This is a genomic window from Streptomyces sp. NPDC000075 (assembly GCF_040301925.1).
In the GTDB taxonomy this organism is placed as follows: domain Bacteria; phylum Actinomycetota; class Actinomycetes; order Streptomycetales; family Streptomycetaceae; genus Streptomyces; species Streptomyces polychromogenes.
In genome coordinates this window covers 142,334-165,281 of sequence record NZ_JBEPFL010000014.1, presented here as the reverse complement: position 1 = coordinate 165,281, position 22,948 = coordinate 142,334, and the positions used below count along the sequence as shown (strand labels likewise).

22 protein-coding genes and 1 other RNA gene are annotated in these 22,948 nt (G+C 74.6%); 12 read left to right on the top strand and 11 right to left on the bottom strand.

Features of this window, described 5'->3' with window-relative positions; genetic code table 11:
- The first annotated feature begins 30 nt into the window (after positions 1-30).
- Positions 31-408 (top strand): hypothetical protein, encoded by a 378-nt coding sequence (locus ABT403_RS18705; RefSeq protein ID WP_344153338.1) that lies wholly within the window; start codon positions 31-33, stop codon positions 406-408.
- Here ABT403_RS18705 and ABT403_RS18700 read toward each other — a convergent pair.
- From ABT403_RS18700 to ABT403_RS18680, 5 genes are all read right to left on the bottom strand, one after another.
- On the bottom strand, positions 405-1,415 hold the full coding sequence (locus ABT403_RS18700; protein ID WP_344153341.1) for an LLM class F420-dependent oxidoreductase: 1,011 nt from the start codon (positions 1,413-1,415) through the stop codon (positions 405-407). The genes ABT403_RS18705 and ABT403_RS18700 overlap by 4 nt on opposite strands.
- Positions 1,416-1,721: 306 nt before the next feature.
- Positions 1,722-2,507: a DUF5336 domain-containing protein gene (locus ABT403_RS18695; RefSeq protein ID WP_344153344.1), complete on the bottom strand. Its 786-nt coding sequence runs from the start codon at positions 2,505-2,507 to the stop codon at positions 1,722-1,724.
- A gap of 108 nt (positions 2,508-2,615) precedes the next feature.
- Positions 2,616-3,593: an N-acetylmuramoyl-L-alanine amidase gene (locus ABT403_RS18690; protein ID WP_344153347.1), complete on the bottom strand. Its 978-nt coding sequence runs from the start codon at positions 3,591-3,593 to the stop codon at positions 2,616-2,618.
- Positions 3,594-3,712: 119 nt separating this feature from the next.
- On the bottom strand, positions 3,713-4,357 hold the full coding sequence (locus ABT403_RS18685; protein WP_344153350.1) for a class I SAM-dependent methyltransferase: 645 nt from the start codon (positions 4,355-4,357) through the stop codon (positions 3,713-3,715).
- A gap of 141 nt (positions 4,358-4,498) precedes the next feature.
- Positions 4,499-4,909, bottom strand: a complete 411-nt coding sequence (locus ABT403_RS18680) for a DUF3224 domain-containing protein (protein ID WP_344153353.1) — start codon at positions 4,907-4,909, stop codon at positions 4,499-4,501.
- A 114-nt stretch (positions 4,910-5,023) separates the two neighbouring features.
- On the opposite strand from ABT403_RS18680, the gene ABT403_RS18675 reads away from it, so the two are divergent.
- Positions 5,024-6,016 (top strand): helix-turn-helix transcriptional regulator, encoded by a 993-nt coding sequence (locus ABT403_RS18675; RefSeq protein ID WP_344153356.1) that lies wholly within the window; start codon positions 5,024-5,026, stop codon positions 6,014-6,016.
- 40 nt (positions 6,017-6,056) lie between these two features.
- On the opposite strand, the gene ABT403_RS18670 is transcribed toward ABT403_RS18675, so the two are convergent.
- Complete coding sequence (locus tag ABT403_RS18670) at positions 6,057-6,407, bottom strand: hypothetical protein (RefSeq protein ID WP_344153359.1); 351 nt, start codon at positions 6,405-6,407, stop codon at positions 6,057-6,059.
- A 118-nt stretch (positions 6,408-6,525) separates the two neighbouring features.
- On the opposite strand from ABT403_RS18670, the gene ABT403_RS18665 reads away from it, so the two are divergent.
- Together ABT403_RS18665 and ABT403_RS18660 are read left to right on the top strand one after the other, a co-directional pair.
- Positions 6,526-8,658 carry an acyl-CoA dehydrogenase family protein gene (locus ABT403_RS18665; RefSeq protein WP_344153362.1) on the top strand — a complete coding sequence of 711 codons (2,133 nt, stop codon included), beginning with the start codon at positions 6,526-6,528 and terminating at the stop codon, positions 8,656-8,658.
- A 12-nt stretch (positions 8,659-8,670) separates the two neighbouring features.
- Positions 8,671-9,855 carry a thiolase C-terminal domain-containing protein gene (locus ABT403_RS18660; RefSeq protein ID WP_344153365.1) on the top strand — a complete coding sequence of 395 codons (1,185 nt, stop codon included), beginning with the start codon at positions 8,671-8,673 and terminating at the stop codon, positions 9,853-9,855.
- A 53-nt stretch (positions 9,856-9,908) separates the two neighbouring features.
- Here the strand turns inward: ABT403_RS18660 and ABT403_RS18655 are convergent, their stop codons facing one another.
- Positions 9,909-11,093, bottom strand: a complete 1,185-nt coding sequence (locus ABT403_RS18655) for an amidohydrolase family protein (protein ID WP_344153368.1) — start codon at positions 11,091-11,093, stop codon at positions 9,909-9,911.
- Between the two features lie 186 nt (positions 11,094-11,279).
- Here ABT403_RS18655 and ABT403_RS18650 point away from each other — a divergent pair, with 186 nt between their 5' ends.
- Entirely contained in the window at positions 11,280-12,581 is a 1,302-nt protein-coding gene (locus ABT403_RS18650) for a cytochrome P450 family protein (protein ID WP_344153371.1), read from the top strand.
- An 82-nt stretch (positions 12,582-12,663) separates the two neighbouring features.
- Here the strand turns inward: ABT403_RS18650 and ABT403_RS18645 are convergent, their stop codons facing one another.
- Entirely contained in the window at positions 12,664-13,044 is a 381-nt protein-coding gene (locus ABT403_RS18645) for a response regulator (protein ID WP_344154798.1), read from the bottom strand.
- A gap of 237 nt (positions 13,045-13,281) precedes the next feature.
- On the opposite strand from ABT403_RS18645, the gene chsH3 reads away from it, so the two are divergent.
- The 4 genes from chsH3 to ABT403_RS18625 all read left to right on the top strand — a co-directional run bounded on the left by chsH3 (position 13,282) and on the right by ABT403_RS18625 (position 17,320).
- Entirely contained in the window at positions 13,282-14,154 is an 873-nt protein-coding gene (gene chsH3 / locus ABT403_RS18640; RefSeq protein ID WP_344153374.1) for an enoyl-CoA hydratase ChsH3, read from the top strand.
- An 83-nt stretch (positions 14,155-14,237) separates the two neighbouring features.
- A complete protein-coding gene (locus tag ABT403_RS18635) occupies positions 14,238-15,314 on the top strand; it encodes a Zn-dependent alcohol dehydrogenase (protein ID WP_344153377.1) in 1,077 nt (358 codons plus the stop codon).
- Positions 15,315-15,328: 14 nt separating this feature from the next.
- Complete coding sequence (locus tag ABT403_RS18630; protein WP_344153380.1) at positions 15,329-16,270, top strand: 3-oxoacyl-ACP reductase; 942 nt, start codon at positions 15,329-15,331, stop codon at positions 16,268-16,270.
- 156 nt (positions 16,271-16,426) lie between these two features.
- Positions 16,427-17,320 (top strand): Vgb family protein, encoded by an 894-nt coding sequence (locus ABT403_RS18625; RefSeq protein ID WP_344153383.1) that lies wholly within the window; start codon positions 16,427-16,429, stop codon positions 17,318-17,320.
- A gap of 107 nt (positions 17,321-17,427) precedes the next feature.
- Here ABT403_RS18625 and ABT403_RS18620 read toward each other — a convergent pair whose 3' ends face one another.
- A complete protein-coding gene (locus ABT403_RS18620; RefSeq protein ID WP_344153386.1) occupies positions 17,428-18,525 on the bottom strand; it encodes a hypothetical protein in 1,098 nt (365 codons plus the stop codon).
- A gap of 282 nt (positions 18,526-18,807) precedes the next feature.
- Between ABT403_RS18620 and ABT403_RS18615 the strand changes: the two genes are divergently transcribed.
- The 3 genes from ABT403_RS18615 to ABT403_RS18605 are packed head-to-tail and all read left to right on the top strand — an operon-like array spanning position 18,808 to position 22,039.
- Positions 18,808-19,668: a Nif3-like dinuclear metal center hexameric protein gene (locus tag ABT403_RS18615; protein WP_344153391.1), complete on the top strand. Its 861-nt coding sequence runs from the start codon at positions 18,808-18,810 to the stop codon at positions 19,666-19,668.
- Positions 19,665-20,408 (top strand): zinc ribbon domain-containing protein, encoded by a 744-nt coding sequence (locus tag ABT403_RS18610; RefSeq protein ID WP_344154801.1) that lies wholly within the window; start codon positions 19,665-19,667, stop codon positions 20,406-20,408. Before ABT403_RS18615 ends, ABT403_RS18610 begins: the two co-directional genes overlap by 4 nt.
- Complete coding sequence (locus ABT403_RS18605) at positions 20,408-22,039, top strand: histidine phosphatase family protein (RefSeq protein ID WP_344153394.1); 1,632 nt, start codon at positions 20,408-20,410, stop codon at positions 22,037-22,039. Before ABT403_RS18610 ends, ABT403_RS18605 begins: the two co-directional genes overlap by 1 nt.
- 6 nt (positions 22,040-22,045) lie before the next feature.
- Here ABT403_RS18605 and ABT403_RS18600 read toward each other — a convergent pair whose 3' ends face one another.
- Together ABT403_RS18600 and rnpB are read right to left on the bottom strand one after the other, a co-directional pair.
- Positions 22,046-22,396: a hypothetical protein gene (locus ABT403_RS18600; RefSeq protein ID WP_344153397.1), complete on the bottom strand. Its 351-nt coding sequence runs from the start codon at positions 22,394-22,396 to the stop codon at positions 22,046-22,048.
- 69 nt (positions 22,397-22,465) lie between these two features.
- An RNA gene (rnpB, locus tag ABT403_RS18595) (RNase P RNA component class A) lies at positions 22,466-22,867 on the bottom strand.
- Between the last annotated feature and the right edge of the window lie 81 nt (positions 22,868-22,948).

Below are 22,948 nucleotides of genomic sequence, written 5' to 3'. Positions count from 1 at the left end.
AGTTTGGTGCGGGCTGTTTGAATAGGGCGCGTGATCGAGTTCCTGTTCTTCGCCCTGGTCGCCGCCGGTACCGGCTGGCTGCTGCGCCGCAAGCACCGTCAGCGGGTGGCGGCCGGCCCGCCCGCCGGGATCCCGGGCATGGCCCGTCGCCCGGCCGGCGAGGGCCGCTGGCGCCCGGGCCGGGTGTACGCCGAGGGGGGCGCGGCCCGCTGGGAACCCGGCCGGGGCCCGGCGGTACCGCTGGCCGGCGCCCGGGAGGGGTCCGTCCGGGCCCCCTCCGTACGCGAGGGGCTCGCCATCAACCCCGGCTCGCGGATCGTCGCCTGCGCGGCGGCGGACGGCGGCCCGGACGTGGAGATCGCGGTGATGCCGCCGGACCTGGACGAGCTGCTGGCCGGGCTGCCCTAACCGTTCAGCTCCGCCATCACCCGGAGGGTGTGGGGGTCGGGTGCCGTGATCAGGAGGTCGGTGACGGGGCCCTTGCGCCAGAGGGACAGGCGTTCCGCGATGCGTTCGCGGGGGCCGATCAGGGAGATCTCGTCGGCGAAGGCGTCGGGGACGGCGAGCACCGCCTCCTGCCTGCGCCCGTCGAGGAACAGCCGCTGGATCCGCCGGGCCTCGGCCTCGTACCCCATGCGGGCCATCAGGTCGGCGTGGAAGTTGCGGGCCGCGTGGCCCATGCCGCCGATGTAGAAGCCCAGCATCGCCTTGACCGGGAGCAGCCCCTCGGCGACGTCCTCGCAGACGTGGGCCCGGACCATCGGCGCGATCATGAACCCGGCCGGGAGGTCGGTGAGGGAGGCCCGGTAGACGTCCGTGCGGGTGGGCGACCAGTACAGCGGCAGCCAGCCGTCGGCGATCCGGGTCGTCTGGGCGATGTTCTTCGGGCCCTCGGCCCCCAGCAGCAGCGGGAGGTCCGCGCGCAGCGGGTGGGTGATCGGCTTGAGGGGCTTCCCGAGCCCGGTGCCGTCCTCGCCCCGGTAGGGGTGGGAGTGGAAGCGGCCGTCCAGGGCCACCGGGGCCTCGCGGCGCAGCACCTGGCGGACGACGTCGACGTACTCGCGGGTGGCGGTGAGCGGGCTCGCGGGGAACGGGCGTCCGTACCAGCCCTCCACCACCTGCGGCCCGGACAGCCCCAGCCCCAGCATCATCCGGCCGCCGGAGAGGTGGTCCAGGGTGAGGGCGTGCATGGCGGTGGCGGTCGGGGTGCGGGCGGCCATCTGCGCGATGGCGGTGCCCAGGCGGATGCGGGAGGTGTGCGCGGCGATCCAGGTGAGCGGGGTGAAGGCGTCGGAGCCCCAGGCCTCGGCGGTCCACACCGAGTCGTAGCCCAGGCGTTCGGCCTCGGTGGCGAGGTCGAGGTGGGACGGGCCGGGGCCGCGGCCCCAGTAGCCGAGTGCGAGTCCGAGGCGCATGGGCGGTCCCTCCGCGAAGGCTGACCTGACGATCCGTCAGGCAATCCGTCCGGGCGACTGTAGGGCACGCGGGCCCCGCCCGGAAGTGCGACGGCCCCGCGCGCCCGCGCACGCGACGGCCCCCGCCCGGACGTGCGACGGCCTCCAGCCCGGAAGCGGGACGGCCTCCAGCCCGGAAGCGCGACGGCCTCCGGCCCGGACGTGCGACGGCCTCCGGCCCGGACGTGCGACGGCCTCCGGCCCGGACGTGCGACGGCCCCCCGCCCGGGTGGGCGGGGGGCCGTACGTGCGCGGGCGCGCGGGGTGTCAGCCGCGCTGGATGCCCGAGGTGTCGTTCAGGACGCCGCGGCGGCCGTCCTGGGTCTGGGCGATCAGCGTGGACGGGCCGCGCTGGTCGACGGCCAGGTACCAGGTGCCCGGGGCGAGTTCCGCGATCGGGGAGGGCGAGCCGTCCTCGGCGAAGAGGGGCCGGGCCACCGGCACCGCGAACCAGAACGGGGTGAACTCCTCCGCCGGGAACCCGCCGGCGGCCTGGTCCTGCGGGGCGCCCCCGTACGGCGGGACCGGCTGCGGGGTGGCCCCGTAGCCCTGCGGCTGCTGGCCGCCCGGGTAGCCGTAGCCGGTGCCGGGCTGGCCCCCGTACGGCTGGGCGGTGACGGGCTTGGGCTCAGGGACGAGCGGCCCGGCGAGCGCGGGGACCTTCCCGCCGGCGACCGCCACGCCGGCCAGGGCGAGCGCGGCGAGGAACGCGAGGATGCTGCCGACGCCGAGATCGGCCCGCGACGGCATGGTGATCAGGGACCACAGGGCGTTCCAGGCGGCGGCCACGGCCAGCACCGTGCCCCAGGCCGTCAGCGGCAGCCCGCCGATCTTGCGGCCCTCGGGCTGGAAGCGGGCCCCGATCAGCAGGCCCGCCGCGATGAAGCCGGTCAGGAAGATGGCGGGGAGGGCCAGCCCGTACGAATCGGTGTCCCAGGCACTCGGGAGGTCGGCGCCGGTCACGGAGTAGAAATCGAGGAACGAGGCGATGAACAGCAGCGCCGCTGCTCCGATCACCACGCCGTCGCCTCGAGTGAGGGAGCGGATGTTCACGTCTCTGGTGTCCTTCTCGGTCTTGGCAGGGGCGGATCGGGCGCCCCCATGGTACGGAGGTTTCCGCGGCCGAGAGGACCGGGGCGGCCCGCCGCCGCCCCGGGAGGGCTACCCGCCCAGGAAGCCGGTGATGCCGTCCGCGATGCCCTGGGCCGCCTTCTGCCGCCACTGCGGACTCATCAGCTGCGCCGCGTCCTTGTCGTCACGCATGTTGCCGCATTCGATGAACACCTTGGGCCGGGTGGAGAGATTGAGCCCGCCCAGATCGTCGCGGACGACCAACCCGGTGCCGCTGCCGAGGTAGTTGGCGGGGGAGGAGCCGGTGGCCCGGGCGAAGTTGGAGGCGATGCGCTCGCCGAGGTCGCGGGAGGGGCCGACGATCTTCGCGGTGTCGGCGGCGCCGCCCTTGACCCGGGCCGGGAGGATGACGTGGAAGCCCCGGTTCCCGGCGGAGGCCCCGTCGGCGTGGACGGAGACCACGGCGTCGGCCGCGGCCTGGTTGCCGATCCGGGCCCGCTCGTCGATGCAAGGGCCCCAGGGGCGCTCGCCGTCGTGGGTGAGGACCACCTTGGCGCCCTTGGCCTCCAGCAGGGCGCGCGCCCGGTGGGAGACGTCGAGGGAGAACTCGGCCTCCATGTAGCCGGAGTTGGTGGTGGTGCCGGTGGTGTCGCACTCCTTGCGGTTGGTGCCGATGTCCACCTGCTGGTCGATCTCCCGGCCGTGCTTGAAGTTCCCCGTGTTGTGCCCGGGGTCGAGGACGACGGTCCGGCCGGTCAGCGGGCCCTTGGCGGGGGCGGCGGCCAAGGAGGCGGACGGGGCGGCCGGCGGGGCCGGGGAGGACGGGGAGGCGTTGGGCTTGGCGTCCGCCGCGGCCGCCGGAGAGGAGGCGGCGAGCGGCGCCGCGGCGGGCTGCGGGGCGCCGGAGGCCGGGCCGGACAGCACCTGGGTCAGCACCCAGCCCGCCAGACAGGTCGGGGCCAGCGCCGCGAGCGTCACGGCGAGGGCGGGCCGGCGCGCGAACCAGGGCCGGTCGGGGCTGATGGAGGAGGCGGACTCGGGCGGCGGGGGGCTGTCGTCGTAGCGCACGTCGCGATGCTAGAACGCCCGGCCGGTACCCGTCCGCACCCTGGGCCATCCGAGGGCGTGGTCGGATTGTCGTCCTGTAGGACCGGCTGGGGGTGTCCCGTCCGCCCCCGGGCGGTTCCCTAGACGCCCTCGCCGGTGCGGCGCAGGACGCGGAGGGAGTCCGTCACCGAGACCTCCTCGAAGGCGCCGGAGGCCAGGGCGCGCAGGTAGATCCGGTACGGGGCCTGGCCGCCGTCGGCGGGGTCCGGGAACACGTCGTGGATGACCAGGGTGCCGCCGACCGCCAGGTGCGGGGCCCAGCCCTCGTAGTCGCCCGTGGCGTGCTCGTCGGTGTGGCCGCCGTCGATGAAGACGAAGCCGAGCTTGCCGCCCCAGGCGGCCGCGACCTGCGGGGAACGGCCGACGATCGCGATGACGTGCTCTTCCAGGCCGGCCCGGTGCAGGGTGCGGCGGAAGGTGGGGAGGGTGTCCATCAGCCCGACCTCCGGGTCCACGACCGTCGGGTCGTGGTACTCCCAGCCGGGCTGCTGCTCCTCGCTGCCCCGGTGGTGGTCGACGGTGATCGCGGCGACCCCCGCCTCGCGGGCGGCGTCGGCCAGCAGGATCGTGGAGCGCCCGCAGTAGGTGCCGACCTCCAGCAGCGGGAGGCCCAGCGCGGCGGCGGCGGAGGCGGCCGCGTGGAGCGCGAGGCCCTCGCCGACGGGCATGAACCCCTTGGCGGCCTCGAAGGCGGCGAGGGTCTCCGGCTTGGGGGTGGCGGCCATGGTTCCTCCGGCGGTGGTGGTGTGTGGCGGCCCATGCTGCCCTACCGCCGGGTAGCCGACCAGGCCGGGGGGCCTTCCCGCCGGGAGTCCCGTGCCCGGGGCCGGGTCGGCCGTGGGGTGGGTTGGCCGTGGGGTGGGTCGTCAGGCCAGTTCGTAGTCGAAGGTGTAGGGGACGGACGGCTCGCCGTGACGGGCGACGAAACCGCCGGTGCCGCGCAGTCCGGTCAGCTCGCCGGTGCCCGAGCCCGCGACGACCTCGAACTCGCAGCGCACGGAGCCGTCCTCGGCGAACGAGCCGCGCTCCTCGACCGCGAAGCTGCCCTCGCGCCCGTCGAGGCGGCCGGCCAGCAGCTCCATGCCGGTGAAGGTGCCCGTCTTCTCCGTGACGTAGGCGATGGTGTACTCGCAGGTGGTGCCGGCGGCCTCGATGCCGCCGGAGAAGGAGTTGACGACCGAGGCGTGGGCGAGCTTCGGGCGGACCCCGTCCGGGCTGATGGTGCGCTCCTGCCAGTCGGCGAAGGTGAACAGGCCGGTCGTCCGCTGCGTGGGCATGGGGGTCCTCTCGTAAGGGGGTCGCAGCCGTACGGGCTCCTCCCGTACGGCGTGTGACCAGCTTCGGCGGGATACCTGACACCTCCTGTCAGGTACGCCGCCGAGAATGGCCGCATGCGCGCCGACCGACTCCTCTCCCTGCTCCTGCTGCTCCAGAGCCGTGGCGGGATGACCGCCCCCGAACTCGCCGCCGAGCTGGAGGTGTCCGTCCGGACGGTGTACCGGGACGTCGAGGCGCTCGGCGCCGCCGGAGTGCCCGTCTGCGCCGACCGGGGGCCCGCCGGCGGCTACCGGCTGATGGACGGCTACCGCACCCGGCTGACCGGCCTCACCGACGCCGAGGCCGGCTCCCTCTTCCTGGCCGGGGCGCCCGGCCCTGCCCGGGACCTGGGCCTGGGTGCGGTGGTGGCCACCGCCCGGCTGAAGCTGGAGGCCGCGCTGCCCGCCGCCCTGGCGGACCGGGCCCGGCTCGTGCAGGACCGCTTCCACCTGGACGCCCCGGCCTGGTTCCGGGACGCCGACCCCGTACCGCACCTGGCGGAGGTGGCCCGGGCGGTGTGGGAGCAGCGCACGCTGCGGGTGGAGTACCGGCGCTGGTCGGGCGAGCCGCGCCGCAGGGAGCTGCACCCGCTGGGCCTCGTCCTCAAGGGCGGCATCTGGTACCTGGTCGCGGGGGCGGCCCCAACGGCCGGGAGCCTGCGCACCTACCGGGTGTCACGGCTGCTGGCGGTGGCGGAGACCGGCGGCACCTTCGAGCGACCGGCCGGCTTCGACCTGGCCGCCCACTGGGAGGAGTCCTCCCGCCGGCTGGAAGCCGCCCTGCACCAGGAGACGGCCCTCCTGCGGATCTCCCCGCGCGCGCAGCGGCTGCTGCCCATGCAGTTCGGCGCGCCGGGGGTGCGGGCTCTGGAGGGGGCGGGGGAGCCGGACGGGGCAGGGTGGGTGGAGGTGGAGCTGTCCGTGGAGTCGCGGGCCGTCGCGGTCGGGGACCTGCTCAGGCTGGGCCCGGAGGCGGAGGTCCTCGGCCCGCCGGGGCTGCGGGCGGCCGTGGCGGAGGCGGTGGCGGCACTGGCGACCCGTTACCTCCCCCAGGGGCCGAACCGCTGAGTGCGGCCCCTCACCCCGCCAGCCCTCACCCCGCCGCCCCTCACCCCCCGGCGGGAGGCCGTACGCGGCGCTGGTTGCTCGTGCCGCAGTGCAGGCAGACGATCCAGTCCCGGAGTTCGCCGTCCTCCTGCCGCCAGGGCTCGCTGACGACGTTGCCGTCCTCCTCGCCGCAGAAGAAGCAGTCGGCCTCCCCGCCCTCCGGCCGTCGCATGGTCGTCAGCGGGGCCGTCTCGGTGTCCCGGTAGCCCACCCAGCCGCACGCCGGGCACTCCCACCACTGCTCCGGTCTCGGCCTCGGCCCGCCTCCGCCCCAGCGGTTGCGGGTGTACGCGACGCGCAGCGCGGTCAGCGGCGCCCGCCCGCAGCGCGGGCACGCGGGGATCGACGTCACGGCACACCTCCCTCTTCCCGGGGCAGCCCATCCCATCCGCCGTCCCCGGCGCAACCCCGCCGAAGAACAGCCGTAACTGACCTTCCGTCAGATTGAAACGTGTTCTAGTGTGCCGCGCATGGGCATCGGAATCACGCGGGAACAGCGGGAGTTGGCCGACGCCGTGCGCGGCTGGGTGGCGCGGGCCGTGCCCGGGGAGGCGGTGCGCAAGCTGCTCGACGGGCCGCCCCGGGCCGGGGAGCGGCCCGCCTACTGGGACGGGATGTGCGCGCAGGGGCTGGCCACGCCCCACCTGGAGGGCGGGACCCTGCTGGACCTGGCCGTCGTCGTGGAGGAGGCCGCCCGGGCGGCGCTGCCCGGGCCGTTCCTGCCGAGCGCGCTGGCCTCCGTACTCCTGGACCGGGCCGGGGCGCAGCCGCTCGACGGGCGGGTCGGGGCGGTCGCCCTGGGGGCCGGCGGGGTCACCGCCGTCGCCGCCGAGGGGGGCGGCTGGCGGCTGGACGGGCTCGCGCCGCCCGTGCTCGGCGCCGCCGAGGCGGAGCTGGTGCTGCTCGCCGCCGAGGCGGAGGACGGGGTCCGGTGGTTCGCCGTGGACGCCGCCGCGCTGGAGGTCCGGCCGCACGAGAGCGCCGACCCGACCCGGCCCACCGCAGAGGTGCGGGCGGACGCGCTGACCCTCCCGGCCGGGCGGCTCCTGGACCTCGACGAGGCCCTGGTGCGCGACCTGGCCTGCGTGCTCTTCGCCGCCGACGCCTGCGGCACCGCCGCCTGGGCGCTCCACACGGCCGCCGAGTACGCGAAGAACCGTGAGCAGTTCGGCCACCCCATCGGACGGTTCCAGGGCGTCAAGCACCTGTGCGCCGACATGCTGGTCCGCCTCGAACAGGCCCGCGCCCTCGCCTGGGACGCCGCAAACGCCGCGGACGAGGAGCCCGGCGTGCGCGCCCTGGTCGCCGCCCTCGCCGCCGGGACCGCCCTCGACGCCTCGTACTCCTGCGCCAAGGACTGCATCCAGATCCTTGGCGGCATCGGCTTCACCTGGGAGCACGACGCCCACATCCACCTGCGCCGCGCCCTCGTCGCCCGCCAGCTCCTGGGCCCCGGCGACCGCCACCGGCTGCGCGCCGTACACCTCGCGGCCGCCGGCGCCCGGCGCGAGCTGCGCCTGGAACTCCCGGCGGAGGCGGAGGCCCACCGGGCGCGGGCCCGCACCGCCATCGGGGCCGCCCGCGGCCTCGACCCGGCCGCCGCCCGCCGGACGCTCGCACCCACCGGGTACGCGGCCCCCCACCTTCCCCCGCCGTACGGGCGCGGCGCCGGGCCCGCCGAACAGATCGTCATCCAGCAGGAGCTGAAGGAGGCCGGAGTCAAGGTCGCCGACCTCGGGATCGCCACCTGGATCGTGCCCTCGCTGATCGCCTTCGGCAGCGAGGCGCAGCGCGAGGCCTACGTCCTGCCCACCCTGCGCGGGGACACCACCTGGTGCCAGCTCTTCTCCGAGCCGGGCGCCGGCTCCGACCTCGCCTCTCTGCGCACCCGGGCCGAACGGACCGCCGACGGCTCCTGGAGGATCAACGGGCAGAAGGTGTGGACGAGTTCCGCGCACACCGCCGACCTCGGGATCCTGCTGGCCCGGACCGATCCGCAGGCGCCCAAGCACCGGGGGCTCGGCTACTTCGTGGTCGACATGAAGAACACCCCGGGGATCGAGATCCGCCCCCTGAAGGAGATCACCGGCGACTCCCTCTTCAACGAGGTCTGGTTCGAGGACGTCCTGCTGCCGCCGGACGCCCTCGTCGGAGCGGCCGACGGCGGCTGGAAGGCCGCCCGCAACACCCTCGGCAACGAACGCGTCCACATGGCCGACCAGATGACCTTCGACACCGGACTGGAAGCGCTGATCGCCCGCTCCGCCGGCCTCGACGCCTCGTACGGGGCCCGGATCGGCGCGCTCGCCGCCGAGGCGCACGCGCTGGCCTGCATCGGCCTGCGCACCACGCTCCAGCAGGTGTCCGGGCTGGAGCCCGGCGCGGGCGCCTCGGTACGCAAGCTCGTGCAGACCTCCCACCAGCAGCGGACCGCCGAGCTCGCGCTCGAACTGCTGGGCCCGGCCGGCGCGGTGCGGGAGGGGGCGGGGGAGCGGGCGGTGCACGGGATGCTGATGTCGCGCTGCCTGACCATCGCCGGGGGCACCACCCAGGTCCAGCTCAACGTCGTCGCCGAGCGGATCCTCGGCCTTCCCAGGGACTAGGAGTCAGCGCAGATGAAGTCGTACATCGTGGGCGTCGGCATGACGAGGTTCGAGAAGCCGGAGTCACGGGACTGGCAGTACTGGGACATGGTCAGGGAGGCCGGCGGGGCGGCGCTCGCGGACGCGGGGGTGGACTACGGGCTCGTCGAGCAGGTGCCGGTGGGCTACTGCTTCCAGCCCTCCACCGCCGGCCAGCGGGCGGCGTACGAACTCGGCCTGAGCGGCGTCCCCGTCTACAACGTCAACAACAACTGCGCGACCGGCTCGACCGCGCTGATGATGGCCCGCCAGTTCGTCCAGGGCGGTCTGTCCGACTGCGTGCTCGCCGTCGGCTTCGAGAAGATGAAGCGGGGCGCACTGGGCGGAGGCGCCGACGGCGGCGACTTCACGACGTCCCCGGTCGCCCGGCACTACGGGATCATGGCCGCCGCGCACGGCTTCGAGATGTCCCCGCCCACCGCGCAGATCTTCGGCAACGCCGCCCGCGAGCACATGGAGCGGTACGGGACCACGCCCGCGCAGCTCGCGGCGGTCGGCGCGAAGAACCACCGGCACTCCGCGAACAACCCGAACGCGCAGTTCCAGGACGTCTACACGGTGGAGGAGGTCCTCGCCGCCAAGACCATCCACGACCCGCTGACCAAACTCCAGTGCTCGCCCACCTCCGACGGCGCGGCCGCCGCGCTCGTGGTCTCGGAGCGGTTCGTCGTGGCGCACGGGCTGCACGGCAAGGCCGTGGAGATCGTCGCCCAGGCCATGACCACGGACACGGAGGAGAGCTTCGGCGGCTCCTGCATCGACGTGGTCGGCAAGCCGATGACGGCTGCCGCCGCCCGCCGGGTGTACGAGGACTCGGGGCTCGGCATCGAGGACGTCGACGTCGTCGAACTGCACGACTGCTTCTCGGTGAACGAACTGCTGACGTACGAGGCGCTCGGCATGTGCGCGGACGGGGCCTCCGGCGAGCTCGTCGAGAGCGGGGCCACCACCTACGGCGGCCGCTGGGTGGTCAACCCCTCGGGCGGCCTGATCTCCAAGGGCCACCCGCTGGGGGCGACGGGTCTCGCGCAGGCGGCGGAACTGGTGTGGCAGCTGCGCGGCGAGGCGGGGCCGCGGCAGGTCCCCGCCGCCCGGGTGGGCCTGGCGCACAACATCGGGCTGGGCGGGGCGGCGGTGGTGACGCTGCTGCGCCGCTGACGGGCCCGGGTCCGGGCCCGTCAGCGGGCGTCACGGAGGGGGTGGCCGGGGCGTCAGGCGCGGACCAGGCCGGGCATCAGCCGGAGCGCGTTCTCCCGGTTGATGCCCCGGCGCAGCGCCGGGGTGAACGCCGGGTCGGCGGCCAGGGCGGGGACGGCCAGGTCCGTGACCACCCCGGCCGGGCAGGCCGGCCAGTCGCTGCCGAACAGGATCCGGGCGGGGTCGACGGTGGCCAGCAGGGTGCCGGCCGGGGAGAGCGGGCCTGCCGTGTCGTAGTAGAAGCGGTGCAGGTGGTCCCGTACGGCCGCGGGCTCCACCGGCGGGTCGAAGGCGTACCCGAAGGCCTCCATCCGGGTCGCGATCTGCGGGAGGAAGCCGCCGCCGTGCGGGAGGACCACCGACAGGTTCGGGAACCGGTCGAGGGTCCGGGTCCGGATCATGTTGACGGCGGCCCGGGTGGTGTCGAGCAGGAAGTCGCACAGGAAGTTCGGCACCCCGGGCACGGCGGCGGTCCCCCCGGGCCCCCCGCCGGAGCCCGGTCCGCCGGGCCCGCCGCCCTGGCCCCCGGCCATGCCGTCCGGCCGTGCTCCAGGCCCTCCGGGCCGGCCGGCCGCGTTGCCGGCGATGCCGCCCGGGCCGCCGGCTCCCACCGTGGGGTGGCCGCCGGCCGGGCCGTCCGGGAGGACGTGCGGGTGGGTGTCCACGAGCGCCGCGCGTTCGTCGAGTTCCGCGAAGATCCGGTCGTACGCGGGGTCCCCCAGGTACACCCCGCGGTAGTTCGCCGTCACGTTCACCCCCACCGCCCCCAGCTCGTCCAGGCCGCGCCGCAGGGTCCACGAGGAGACCTCCTCCTCGTCGAGGAACAGCGGCGCGTGGAACGCGAAGCGCCCCGGGTGCTCCTCCACCACCCCGGCCGCCGCCTCCAGCGTCACCGCGACCGCCTCCCGCAGCTGCGCGGAACTCTCGTAGCGCGCGGGCAGCATCGGCTTGAGCACCGCCACCGCGATCCCCGCCCGGTCCATCAGCGCCAGCGCGTCCTCCGCCTCCCACCCCGCCCACGGCGGCAGCGACCGCGGACCCACCAGCCCCTGGTCCCGCGCCCACCGGCGCCAGGCGGGGGCGCAGAAGTGGTGGTGGACGTCGATCACCGCGCGGCTGCCGTCATCCGCCTCCCCGGCCGCCGCCTCCGGATGTGCCGCTCCGCCGACGGCCAGGCCGCCCGCACCGTATTCCGGCATGTGCGCATTTCCCTCTCGTCGGCCCGAAATCCACCGCTCACCCTAGGACGGCCACCGCGAACCGCCGTCCGGAACATTCCGCAGGGGGAGCTTTCCGCTCCGAACGGGTCAATCGGGTTTCGCCTCCGATCCGGTACGGGAAAGCAGCCGCATGTCAATTCCGGGTTACCCGAAAGGTCTGGGCGCGTGACGACTGAACCGACGACCGCGGCGGAAGACGGTCTCACGCTGCACGAAGCGGTGGCCGCCGCGACCAAGAGCACGCCCGAATACCGGCAGTGCCCCTATCCGGTCTACCGGACCCTGCGCGAACAGGCCCCCATCGCCCGCCTCACCCCGGCCCACGGCGTGGACACGTACCTGATCACCCGCTACGAGGACGCCCACGCCCTCCTGTCCGACCACCGCATCGGCAAGGACATGCACGAGGGCATCGACCTCTACCACGCCCTCTTCGGGGACCTGTGCGAGGCGCTCGACGACAACCTCCTCTTCGCCGACCCGCCCCGCCACACCCGGCTGCGCCACATCGCCAAGACCGCCTTCACCCCCCGCCACATCCACGCCCTGCGCCCGCACATCGAGGAGCTCGCCCACGAGCTGCTCGACCGCTGCCCCACCGACCGGCCCGTCGACCTGATGCAGGCCTTCGCCCTGCCGCTGCCCGTCATGGTCATCTGTGAGCTGCTCGGCATCGTCGGGCAGGAGCGGACCGAGGTCCTCGAGTGGTTCGCCGTCGTGACCCGCTCGCGGTTCAGCAAGGATCTCAAGGGCGACCTGGAAGAGGCCGAGATCTGGCTGCGGGACTACTTCGCCCGGCACATCCACCGCACCCGGCAGCGGCCCACGGACGACTTCCTGAGCATGCTGGTGGAGACGCCGCACGAGGAGGAACCGCTCACCGACGACGAACTCGTCTCGATGATCTGGGTCCTGCTCTTCGCCGGACACAAGACGACCACCCTCCAGATCGGCAATTGCGTCTTCAGCCTCCTCACCCACCCCGACCAGCTCCGGGCGGTCCAGGAGAACCGGGAACTGCTGCCGCAGGCGATCGAGGAAATGCAGCGTTTCGAGGGCTCGGTGGAAACCTCCACCTTCCGTTACGCGCTGGAGGACGTGGAAATCGGCGGGACGGTCATTCCGAAGGGCGCGGTCGTGCAGATCGCGCTGAACTCCGCCAACCGCGACCCGGAGAAATTCCCCGACCCGGACACCCTGGACTTCACCCGGGAGGGGCTGCAGAGCAGCCACCTCGGCTTCGGCTACGGCGCCCACTACTGCCTGGGCGCCCCGCTGGCCCGGCTGGAGCTGGAGATCTGCCTGACGGCGCTGCTCGACCGCTTCCCGGAGATGGTCCTCGCCCTGCCGACCCCGGCGGAGGGGGACTGGCTCAAGGGGCCCTTCCCGGCCTTCCGCGGGCTCCAGAAGCTGCCCGTCGCCCTGGACCCCTCGCGGACGGTGGACGACTGGACCGCGGGGGACTGACCGGGGCCCGAGCCCCGAGGGGAGCCCTCCGCCGCTGACCGGCGGAGGGCTCCCGCCCGCGTACGCCCTCACCCGTACGGCCTCACGCGTCCGGGCCCGCCCCCTCGGGTCCCGCCAGCGCCGGGTCCACCACCGTCTCGCCCGTGGACGCCCGCCGCAGGCACTCCGCCAGCTCCTCCACCGGCCCGTCCCGCAGCACCAGCCCCGCCGCCCCCGCCGCCAGGACCGCCTCCCGCAGCCCCGGGTGCGCCGAGCCCGTGGCCACCAGGACCCGGCACTCCGGATCCTCGGCCAGCAGGGCCGCCACCGACGCCGGGTCCTCGACCAGCGCCACCGCCGGCCGCTGCGTCAGGGAGGCCACCACCTCGATGTCCGGCTGGAGCCCGAGGCGGACCGCGAGCGGCGGGTTCGGCGGGTCCAGCAGGACGCGCAGGGAACGGGCGGGCCGGTGGGCCACGGGCATCTCATCCACCGCCGCAGGCTACCGGCCGGCCCACCCCGGCACCGGCAACACGCCCCGCACCACGATCATCTGACGTGACGTCAGCGCTCTTCCCAACCATGGGGGCGTGCGTTATACATTCCCTCAGCCGCTTCCTAGAACGCGTTCTAGAACCGGCTCCGCATGCGACCTCGGTGCGGCCGACGGTGCGGACGGTCGCGCCGAGGTCTTCCAGAGAGCAGAAGGAGCAGCGTCCGAATGCCGATCGATGCCGCCAGGGCCCTCGCCGCCGACCCCCGCCAGGGGGAGATCGCCTGGGACCACAAGGACATCCAGCTCTACCACCTCGGCCTCGGCGCCGGCTCTTCCCTGCACGGGAACAGCCTGGCCACCGACCCCGACGAACTGCGCTACACCCTGGAGTCCAAGCTCCACGTGCTCCCCAGCTTCGCCACCGTCGCCGGCGCCGGCATGGCCATGCTCGGCGGGCTCGCCGCCCCCGGCATCGAGGTCAACCTGGCCAACGTCCTGCACGGCGGGCACTCCATCGAGCTGCACCGCCCGATCCCCGTCAAGGGCCGGGCCACCTCCAGCTCCAAGGTCGCCGCCGTCTACGACAAGGGCAAGGCGGCCGTCATCGTGCTGCGCTCCGAGGTCGCCGATGCCGACGGCCCGCTGTGGACCAGCGACGCGCAGATCTTCGTCCGGGGCGAGGGCGGCTTCGGCGGCGAGCGCGGCCCCTCCGTGCGCGGAGAACTGCCCGACCGCGCCCCCGACCGCACCGAGGAGCGGCCCGTCCGCGAGGAACAGGCCCTGCTCTACCGGCTCTCCGGCGACTGGAACCCCCTCCACGCCGACCCCGAGTTCGCCAAGCTGGCCGGCTTCGACAAGCCGATCCTGCACGGCCTGTGCTCGTACGGGATGACCCTCAAGGCCGTGGTCGACACCGCCCTCGGCGGGGACGTCTCCCGCGTCCGCGCCTACCGCACGCGCTTCGCCGGGATCGTCTTCCCCGGCGAGACCCTGCGCATCCGGATGTGGCAGGAGCCCGGCCGCGTCCTGGTCTCGGTGACCGCCGCCGAACGCGACGACGCCCCGGTCCTCGCCGACACCGTCGTCGAGCACGCGTAACCACAGGCCCCCGCCACCGCCCCCCGCCACAGGCCCCCGTCACAGGCACCCGTCCCCGGCACACGCACCCAAGGAGCCGCACCGTGCGCGCAGCACTGCTGAGCGAGATAGGCCAGGACAAGCTAGAGGTCGTCGACGACATGGAAGCCGTGGGCCTGGGCCCCGGCAAGGTGCGGATCCGCATCAGGGCCACCGGCCTGTGCCACTCCGACCTCTCCGCGATGAGCGGCGTCCTGCTGCAGCCCGCGCCCTTCATCCCCGGCCACGAGGGCTCCGGGGTGATCACCGGGGTCGGTGAGGGGGTCACCGGCCACAAGGAGGGCGACCGGGTCCTCGTCTGCTGGCTGCCGCCCTGCGGGCACTGCGCCGCCTGCAAGCGAGGCCAGGGGCACCTGTGTCTGGAGAGCCTGGTCAACGCGGGCATCCCCAACTTCCGCCGGGCCGGCGGGGAGATCTTCGGCTTCGCCGCGACCGGCACCTTCGCCGAGGAGATCGTCGTCGCCGCCAACTGCGCCGTCCCGATCCCCGACGACGTGCCCTTCGACATCGCCGCCCTCATCGGCTGCGGGGTCACCACCGGACTCGGCGCGGCCATCAACACCGCCAAGGTGGAGGCGGGCTCCTCCGTCGCCGTCATCGGCTGCGGCGGCGTCGGCATCTCCGTCATCCAGGGCGCCAAGGTGCAGGGCGCGGCCCAGATCATCGCCGTCGACCCGGTGGAGTCCCGGCGCGAGGCGGCGCTGCGCTTCGGGGCGAGCGAGGCGGTGGCTCCCGACGCCTTCGACGACGCCAAGGCCCGGATCACCTCCGGGGAGGGCTTCGACTACGTCTTCGAGGTCGTCGGCAAGTCCGCCACCGCCGCCACCGCCTACCGGATGACCCGGCGCGGCGGCTCCGTGGTGATCGTCGGTGCGGGCGCCCTCGACGACAACTTCCAGATCGACATGTTCTCGCTCTTCTTCGACGAGAAGAAGATCCTCCCCTCCATGTACGGGGGCGGGGACGTGCTCCGCTCCTACGCGCGCACCATCGAGCTGTGGCGGGCCGGCCGGATCGACCTGGCGGGCCTGATCACCCACCGGGTGCGGCTCGCCGAGATCAACGACGCCCTCGACCAGATGCGTACGGGCACGGCCCTGCGCACCTGCATAGAGATCTGAGAGGAACCCGGCACATGTCACTGCCACTTGAGGGGCTCAGCGCCATCGTCACCGGCGCCGGCCGGGGGCTCGGCCGGGCCGAGGCGCTCGAACTGGCCCGGCTCGGCGCGAGCGTGGTCGTCAACGACTTCGGCCAGAGCGGCCGCGACGGTTCCGGGGAGGCCTCCGCCGCCCCGGCCGAGGAGGTCGCCGCGGAGATCCGCGCGGCGGGCGGCCGGGCGGTGGCGCACCTCGGGGACGTGGCCGACTTCGCGCAGGCGCGGGAACTGGTCGAGCTGGCCGTCTCCAGCTTCGGGAAGCTGGACGTCCTGGTCAACAACGCGGGCATCCTGCGCGACCGGATGGTGTTCTCGATGTCGGAGGACGAATGGGACTCGGTGATCCGGGTCCACCTCAAGGGCCACTTCAACACCACCCATTTCGCCTCCGCGCACTGGCGGGAGCGTTCCAAGGCGGCGGGCGGCCCGGTCTACGGGCGGATCGTCAACACCTCCTCCGAGGCCTTCCTCGGCGGTTCGGCGGGCCAGCCCAACTACGCGGCGGCCAAGGGCGGCATCGTGGGCCTGACCACCTCGACCGCCCTGGCCCTGGCCAAGTACGGGGTGACCGCGAACGCCATCTGCCCGCGCGCCCGCACCCGGATGACCGAGGACGTCTTCGCCGGCTTCCAGGTCCCCGAGGAGGGCAAGCTCGACGCCCTCGCCCCCGAGCACGTCGCCCCGCTGGTCGGCTACCTCGCCTCGCCCGCCTCGGCGAAGGCGAACGGCCAGCTCTTCGTCGTGCACGGCGGGATCGTCGTGGTGATGGAACGCCCGCGGGTGGCGGCCAAGTTCGACACCTCGAAGGAGGTCTTCTCCTTCGAGGAGCTCGACTCCCTCCTCAGCCCGCACTACGACTCCCGCCCGCCCAACGAGACCTTCGCGGCGGCCGAGGTCCTGGGTCTCAAGCACGACTGAGCCGGGCGTGGCGGCCGCCCGTCGCGGTGCCGGTGCTGCGAACGGGCGGTTCGTCGCGGGCACGGTCGGCGTGGCGGGTCGCTCGCCGACGTGCCCCGGAGGGGCTGCGGTTGAGTGAGGGGGGTCACCCCCCTCACCTCCGAGGAGTACTCAGCCATGACCGTTCAGGAGCACCTCCCCTCCGGCACGATCCTGATCACCGACTCCGAGGCCCTGGGCTGTTCCGGAGCGGTGTTCCGCGTCGACCCGCTGACCGGCGAGGTGGAGCAGTTCGCCTTGGGCGGCGACCTGCAAGGGGCAACCGGCATCGCCGTCGAGTCCGACGGCAACGTCCTGGTGAGCAAGGACCGGCACTTCCCCGGGACCGGAAGTCTCCTCCGCCTCCGGGCCACGACCGGGGAACAGTCCGAGGTCTCGTCCGGCGGGAAGTTCTCCGCCCCCCTCGACGTGGCCGTCGAGGCCGACGGGGGCGTCCTCGTCGCGGACGCCGCCTCGGGCGGGTTCGGGGCCGTCATCCGCGTCGACCGCGCCACGGGCGAGCAGACCGTCCTGTCACAGGGTGACGGTCAGGGGGATCCGCCGGTCCGGGCGGTGGGGCTGTGCGCGGCTCCCGACGGTTCCGTCTACGTGGTCGAGCAGAACATGATCGGGGGCGAGGACCTCACGTCCCGCGTGGTGCGGGTCGACCCGGTCACCGGTGCGCGCACGACGGTCACTTCCGGCGGTGAACTCCGCAGCCCCTGCGGAGTGGTGGTGGACGCCGCCGGCCGCCTCCTGGTCGTCGACGCCAACGCCTTCCCCGGTTTCGGCGGAGGGGTGATCCGGGTGGACCCGGCGACGGGTGCCCAGACCACCGTGGCCTCCGGCGGCGGATTCGCCGCCCCTGCCGCGATCGCGATCGAGGCCGACGGCAGTCTGCTGGTCACCGACAGCGACCCCATGGGCACCGACCGCATCCTGTTCCGCGTGGACCCGGTCACCGGCGCCCAGAAGGTGCTCGCCTCGGGAGGCCAGTTCAAGGCGCTGACGGGGCTGGCGGTCGTGCCGTAGGAAAGCCGGTGCGGCGCCCGGCCGTCCGGCGGCGATCGCGGGCCGGGTGGCCTTCCGGGCCGGGCGGCGTTCCGGACCGGCCGGGCGGGAGCGGTCGGGGAAGGCGATCAGCCCAGGGGGGCCTGCTGGAGGGGGACCGGGCGGGGGGCCGGCTTGGGCGGCGGGTCCAGGCGGACGGGTGGGGGCGGGGCGACCGGCTGGGTCAGGCCGACGATTCCACAGGGGACCTCCGGCGTGGCGTACGGGAGCCGGAGCCGGCCCTGCGGGGTCCACAGGCCGGTGCCGAGCCAGCCGGCCGGGGCGCCGAGCCGGAACACGTACCGGTCGGCCGGCCGCCACAGGGCCAGCCCGGACTCCCCGACGCGCAGGGCGACCCCGCAGGCCTCCGGCATCAGCACCTGGCCGGGCTGCACCGCGAAGGGGTGGGCGTCCTCCAGCCGCAGGCACTCCGGGAAGCGGACCGGACGCGCGCTGCCCAGCACCCCCCAGCCGAGCCGGGGCTCGCCCGGCGCGTCCGAGCGGATCAGCAGCAGCCCGCTGTCGGGAGCCGCCATCAGCAGCCGGTCGTCACTGTCCTCGGCGATCTGGAGCAGCGGGGTGACCACCCCGCCCCGGGTCAGGTCCACGGCGACGGCCTTGACGCGGCCCTCCCGCTCCCGGTCCAGGGACAGCAGCCGGCCCGCGCGGTCCAGCCAGACCCCGCCGGAGCAGCGCCCGGGCAGCACGGCGGCCCGGCGCGGCCCGCCGGAGCCGTGTCCGGCCACCTGCCAGACGGTGGTCTCCTCGCCCGCCACCGCCAGGGCGTAGGCCGAGGCCCCGTCGGGGGCCGGCGGCAGCAGCCGGACCGAGAGCCCCTCCTCGTCGTCGATCCCGCCGAGCGGGAGCTCCCCGGTGCGGGGTCCCGCGTCCGGGCCCGAGGGGCGGGGGCCGGTGTAGGTGCCCGAGGGGTAGAGCAGGGCGAACGCGTGCCGGTCGGCGACCCGCCGGCGGATCAGCACCCGCCCGTCGGCCAGCGGCTGCACCTCGGTGTCGGCCTCCTCGGGCTGTGCGAGCGGCAACGGCACCGCGTACGGCTCGGGCCCGCCCAGCGTCCAGCGCTCGGGATACCGGGCGTCCCCCTCCCCGGCCAGCCGCGCGGCGTAGGCCCCGTCGGCGGTGATCGTGAGCGGGGCGGTCGTGGTCTTCTCGGTGGCACAGACGGTCATCCGGGACGTCACCTCCGGGGAGGAAACTAGGTTTCGCGCTTCCGGCCGGACAACACGACCCCGCACGCTTCACACGTACGGGTGGCGCCCCCGCGATTCGCCGGTGGCGGAGGGGGTGGATGTGCTGTCGATATCGGGGCGTTTGTGGTCAGATCTGGTAAGCCTTGCCTCAGTGTGCGAAGGCGGCGCCCGCGCGGGGCGGACCGTGCTCCCGTCCGCCCCCCGTCCGCCCCCCGCCCGGGGGACAGGCTGGGCGGTCGCCACGGACGGTAGCCTTGGCCCGTGCCCTCTCTCTCTGAAGTCATCGCCGCGCTGGACGCTCTCTGGCCCCCTTCGCGGGCCGAGCAGTGGGACGCCGTCGGCACCGTGTGCGGCGACCCCGACGCCGAGGTCACCCGGGTGCTGTTCGCCGTGGACCCCGTACAGGAGATCGTCGACGAGGCGGTGAAGCTGGGCGCCGACCTGGTCGTCACCCACCACCCCCTCTACCTGCGCGGCACCACCACCGTCGAGGCGGGCACCTTCAAGGGCCGTGTCGTGCACACGCTGATCAAGAACGACATCGCGCTGCACGTCGCCCACACCAACGCCGACACCGCCGACCCCGGGGTCTCCGACGCCCTCGCCGGCGCCCTCGACCTGCGGGTCACCGGCCCCCTCGTGCCCGACCCGACCGACCCGTCCGGCCGCCGCGGCCTCGGCCGGATCTGCGAGCTGGACCGCCCCGAGACCCTGCGCGAGTTCACCGCCCGCGCCGCCGCCCGGCTCCCGCGCACCGCCCAGGGCATCCGCGTCGCCGGCGACCCGGACGCGCTGATCCGCACCGTCGCCGTCAGCGGCGGCTCCGGTGACAGCCTCTTCGCGCAGGTCCGCGCCGCCGGCGTGGACGCGTTCCTCACCGCCGACCTGCGCCACCACCCGGTGTCCGAGGCCCGCGAGCAGAACCCGCTCGCCCTCGTCGACGCCGCCCACTGGGCCACCGAGTGGCCCTGGTGCGAGCAGGCCGCGGCCGAGCTCGACGCCGTCTCCGAGCGCCACGGCTGGGGTCTGCGGACCCACGTCTCGCGCACGGTCACCGACCCGTGGACGGCGCACGCGCCGTCCGAAACCACCCCTTCTAGTGTCTCTGGAGCCCCCAACTGAACGCCGAGCCCGCCGACCAGATCCGACTCCTCGACGTCCAGGCCCTGGACGTCCGGCTGTCTCAGCTCGCCCACAAGCGCAAGTCGCTGCCGGAGCACGCCGAGGTCGACTCCCTGACCAAGGACCTCAGCCAGCAGCGCGACCTGCTCGTCGCCGCCCAGACGCAGGCCAGCGACGCCGCCCGCGAGCAGACCAAGGCGGAGCAGGACGTCGACCAGGTGCGCCAGCGCGCGGCCCGTGACCAGCAGCGCCTGGAGTCGGGCGCCGGGATCTCGGCCAAGGACCTGGCGAACCTGCAGAGCGAGGTCGCCTCGCTCGCCAAGCGGCAGGCCGACCTGGAGGACGTGGTCCTGGAGGTCATGGAGCGCCTGGAGGGCGCGCAGGAGCGCGTCACCGGGATCACCGAGCGGGTCTCCGCGCTGGAGTCCAAGCTGGCCGACGCCACCGCGCGCCGCGACGCCGCCACCGGTGAGCTGGACGCCGAGGCCGCGAAGGTCACCAAGGACCGCGAGGTCATCGTCGGCTCCATGCCGGCCGACCTGATGGCCCTGTACGAGAAGATCCGCGTCAAGCAGGGCGGGGTGGGCGCCGCCCGCCTGTACCAGCGCCGCTGCGAGGGCTGCCGCCTGGAGCTCGACATGGCCGAGGTCAACGAGATCAAGGCGGCCGCCCGCGACCAGGTCGTACGCCACGACAACTGCGGCCGCATCCTGGTCCGTACGGCGGACTCGGGCATCTGATGCCGCGTTTCGTCGTGGAGGCCGACGGCGGATCCCGGGGCAACCCGGGGCCCGCCGGCTACGGCGCGGTGGTCCTGGACCCGGTCACGGGGGAGACCCTGGCCGAGCGCGCCGAGTTCATCGGCGTCGCGACGAACAACGTCGCCGAGTACCGGGGCCTGATCGCGGGGCTGAAGGCCGCGCGTGAGCTGGCCCCGGACGCGGAGGTCCGGGTCCGGATGGACTCGAAGCTCGTCGTGGAGCAGATGTCGGGCCGCTGGAAGATCAAGCACCCCGACATGAGGCCCCTTGCGGCGGAGGCCGCGACGATCCTGCCGCGCGCGCAGGTCACGTACGAGTGGATCCCGCGCGAGCGGAACAAGCACGCGGACCGCCTGGCCAACGAGGCGATGGACGCGGGCCGCCGGGGCCGGCAGTGGGAACCCTCCGCCTCCACGGCAGCCCTCACCCCGGCCGGGTCCCCGGGCAACGCCCCTGCCCCGGCCGGGCCTCCGGGCGACGCGGCGAAGGGCGCGGCGGCGGTCCGCGCCGCGCTGGCCGCCGGCGCAGCCGGGCGCCCGGACGCATCCGGCGACTCCGCCACCGCCACCGGCTCCCGTGCGCCCGCCGCCACCGGCGCTCCGGGAACCGCCGCGGCTGCCGCCGGGTCTGCGACGGCCTCCGGCACGGCCGGCGATGCCGGCCTGACGCCCGGCGCGGCGCGGACCGCCGCCACCGACGTGCGCGCCGCCCGGAGTGCGGCCGCGCCCGGGACGGGAACGCTGTTCGGCGACGCCGGGACGGCGTCCGGCACGGCTGCCCCGACGGGCGCCGCCGCCGACGTGCGCGCGGCCCGCAGCGCGGCCGCCCCTGAGGCGGACACCCTCTTCGACGAAGCCGAGGCCCTGACCCCCGCCCAGGGCTCCGCCCAGGCCTTGGCGAACGCTCAGGCCGGCACCGAGGCCCCGGCCGGAGCCGGCCAGACCCGTGCCACCGCCGGAGGTACCGGCTGGGGCGGGCCCGACATGGGTGTTCCCGCCACCTTCGTGCTGCTGCGGCACGGGGAGACCGCGCTCACCCCGCAGAAGCGGTTCTCCGGCAGCGGCGGCACCGACCCGGAGCTGTCCCCGGCCGGGCGCCGGCAGGCCGCCGCCGTGGCCGAGGCGCTGGCCGCGCGGGGTACCGTGCAGGCCGTCGTCAGCTCACCGCTGCTCCGCTGCCGCGAGACCGCCCAGGCCGTCGGCGACCGCCTCGGGCTGCCGGTCACCGTCGAGGAGGGGCTGCGCGAGACCGACTTCGGCGCCTGGGAGGGGCTGACCTTCGCCGAGGTGCGGGAACGCTTCCCCGACGACCTCCAGGCCTGGCTGGACTCCCCGAAGGCCGCCCCCACGGGCGGCGGCGAGAGCTTCGCCGCCGTCACCCGCAGGGTGTCGGCCGCCCGGGACCGGCTGCTGTCCGCGTACGCGGGCCGCACGGTGCTGCTGGTCACCCACGTGACCCCGGTCAAGACACTCGTCCGCCTCGCCCTCGGGGCCCCGCCGGAGTCCCTGTTCAAGATGGAGCTCTCCGCGGCCTCCCTCTCGGCGGTGGCCTACTACGCCGACGGCAACGCCTCGGTCCGGCTGCTCAACGACACCTCGCACCTGCGGTAGGCCGCGTCAGGGCGCGGGCCTGAGCCGGCCCAGGGTCTCCACGGACCGTTCCAGCGCGCGGGCCATGTTGTGGGCCTGCGCCCGGGCGGTCAGAAGCTGGCCGCCCGCCTCCCGCGCGAGCTGGCCGGGCAGCCGCCGCTCGCCGTCCACGACGGCCCAGGCGTCGTCGTGCCGCCCGACGTGGCATGCCAGGTGTTCCAGTACCTCTTCGAGGTCCCGGGCCAGGCCGTGCAGGCTCGCCGTCACGGCGGCCACGTCGGCGTGGCCCGCGTAGGCGTCGTGGGGATCGGAAGTGGCTTCGGCGAGCTCACGTATGTGCGCGGAGGCGGCGGCCGCGGCCGCGGGGCGATCGGTCATGGGTGCGAGCGTGCCCCATGACGCGCCCCGCCGAGGGGTGTTCGCGCCACCCGGCGGGGAAGGGAACGGCAGACGAGCCGGCCTGTACGCCGGGTTCTGTCACCCGGAGACCTCGCGGTCGCCGGGGAGACGGCCATCCATCTAGGACCGGCGTTGCCGCCGGCCTCGTGCGGTCTACCCGCGAACTCGGGCGGGCAGCCCTCAAGCGTTCGCGCAGACCCGTCCGGGGACGGATCCTCTTGACCTTGCTCCGGGTGGGGTTTACCTAGCCGCCTGAGTCACCTCAGGCGCTGGTGGTCTCTTACACCACCGTTTCACCCTTACCTGGGACCGAAGCCCCCGGCGGTCTGTTTTCTGTGGCACTGTCCCGCGGGTCACCCCGGGTGGCCGTTAGCCACCACCCTGCCCTGTGGAGCCCGGACGTTCCTCGGCGGGATCCGGAGACCCCGACGCGGCCGCCCGGCCGACTCGTCTGTCGTGCCGACCATGCTACCGGCTGCCGAGGCGGCTCCCGGCGGCGGCTTGACCTTGACGCGGCGGCAGGGTTTCTAC

Excerpts from the sequence above, each read along its gene's own strand:
- ABT403_RS18700 (WP_344153341.1), bottom strand. The coding sequence starts at position 1,415 with ATGCGCCTCGGACTCGCACTCGGCTACTGGGGCCGCGGCCCCGGCCCG.
- ABT403_RS18685 (WP_344153350.1), bottom strand. The coding sequence starts at position 4,357 with ATGGCCGCCACCCCCAAGCCGGAGACCCTCGCCGCCTTCGAGGCCGCC.
- ABT403_RS18680 (WP_344153353.1), bottom strand. The coding sequence starts at position 4,909 with ATGCCCACGCAGCGGACGACCGGCCTGTTCACCTTCGCCGACTGGCAG.
- ABT403_RS18675 (WP_344153356.1), top strand. The coding sequence starts at position 5,024 with ATGCGCGCCGACCGACTCCTCTCCCTGCTCCTGCTGCTCCAGAGCCGT.
- ABT403_RS18665 (WP_344153362.1), top strand. The coding sequence starts at position 6,526 with ATGGGCATCGGAATCACGCGGGAACAGCGGGAGTTGGCCGACGCCGTG.
- ABT403_RS18660 (WP_344153365.1), top strand. The coding sequence starts at position 8,671 with ATGAAGTCGTACATCGTGGGCGTCGGCATGACGAGGTTCGAGAAGCCG.
- ABT403_RS18655 (WP_344153368.1), bottom strand. The coding sequence starts at position 11,093 with ATGCCGGAATACGGTGCGGGCGGCCTGGCCGTCGGCGGAGCGGCACAT.
- ABT403_RS18645 (WP_344154798.1), bottom strand. The coding sequence starts at position 13,044 with ATGCCCGTGGCCCACCGGCCCGCCCGTTCCCTGCGCGTCCTGCTGGAC.
- chsH3 (WP_344153374.1), top strand. The coding sequence starts at position 13,282 with ATGCCGATCGATGCCGCCAGGGCCCTCGCCGCCGACCCCCGCCAGGGG.
- ABT403_RS18630 (WP_344153380.1), top strand. The coding sequence starts at position 15,329 with ATGTCACTGCCACTTGAGGGGCTCAGCGCCATCGTCACCGGCGCCGGC.
- ABT403_RS18625 (WP_344153383.1), top strand. The coding sequence starts at position 16,427 with ATGACCGTTCAGGAGCACCTCCCCTCCGGCACGATCCTGATCACCGAC.
- ABT403_RS18620 (WP_344153386.1), bottom strand. The coding sequence starts at position 18,525 with ATGACCGTCTGTGCCACCGAGAAGACCACGACCGCCCCGCTCACGATC.
- ABT403_RS18605 (WP_344153394.1), top strand. The coding sequence starts at position 20,408 with ATGCCGCGTTTCGTCGTGGAGGCCGACGGCGGATCCCGGGGCAACCCG.
- ABT403_RS18600 (WP_344153397.1), bottom strand. The coding sequence starts at position 22,396 with ATGACCGATCGCCCCGCGGCCGCGGCCGCCGCCTCCGCGCACATACGT.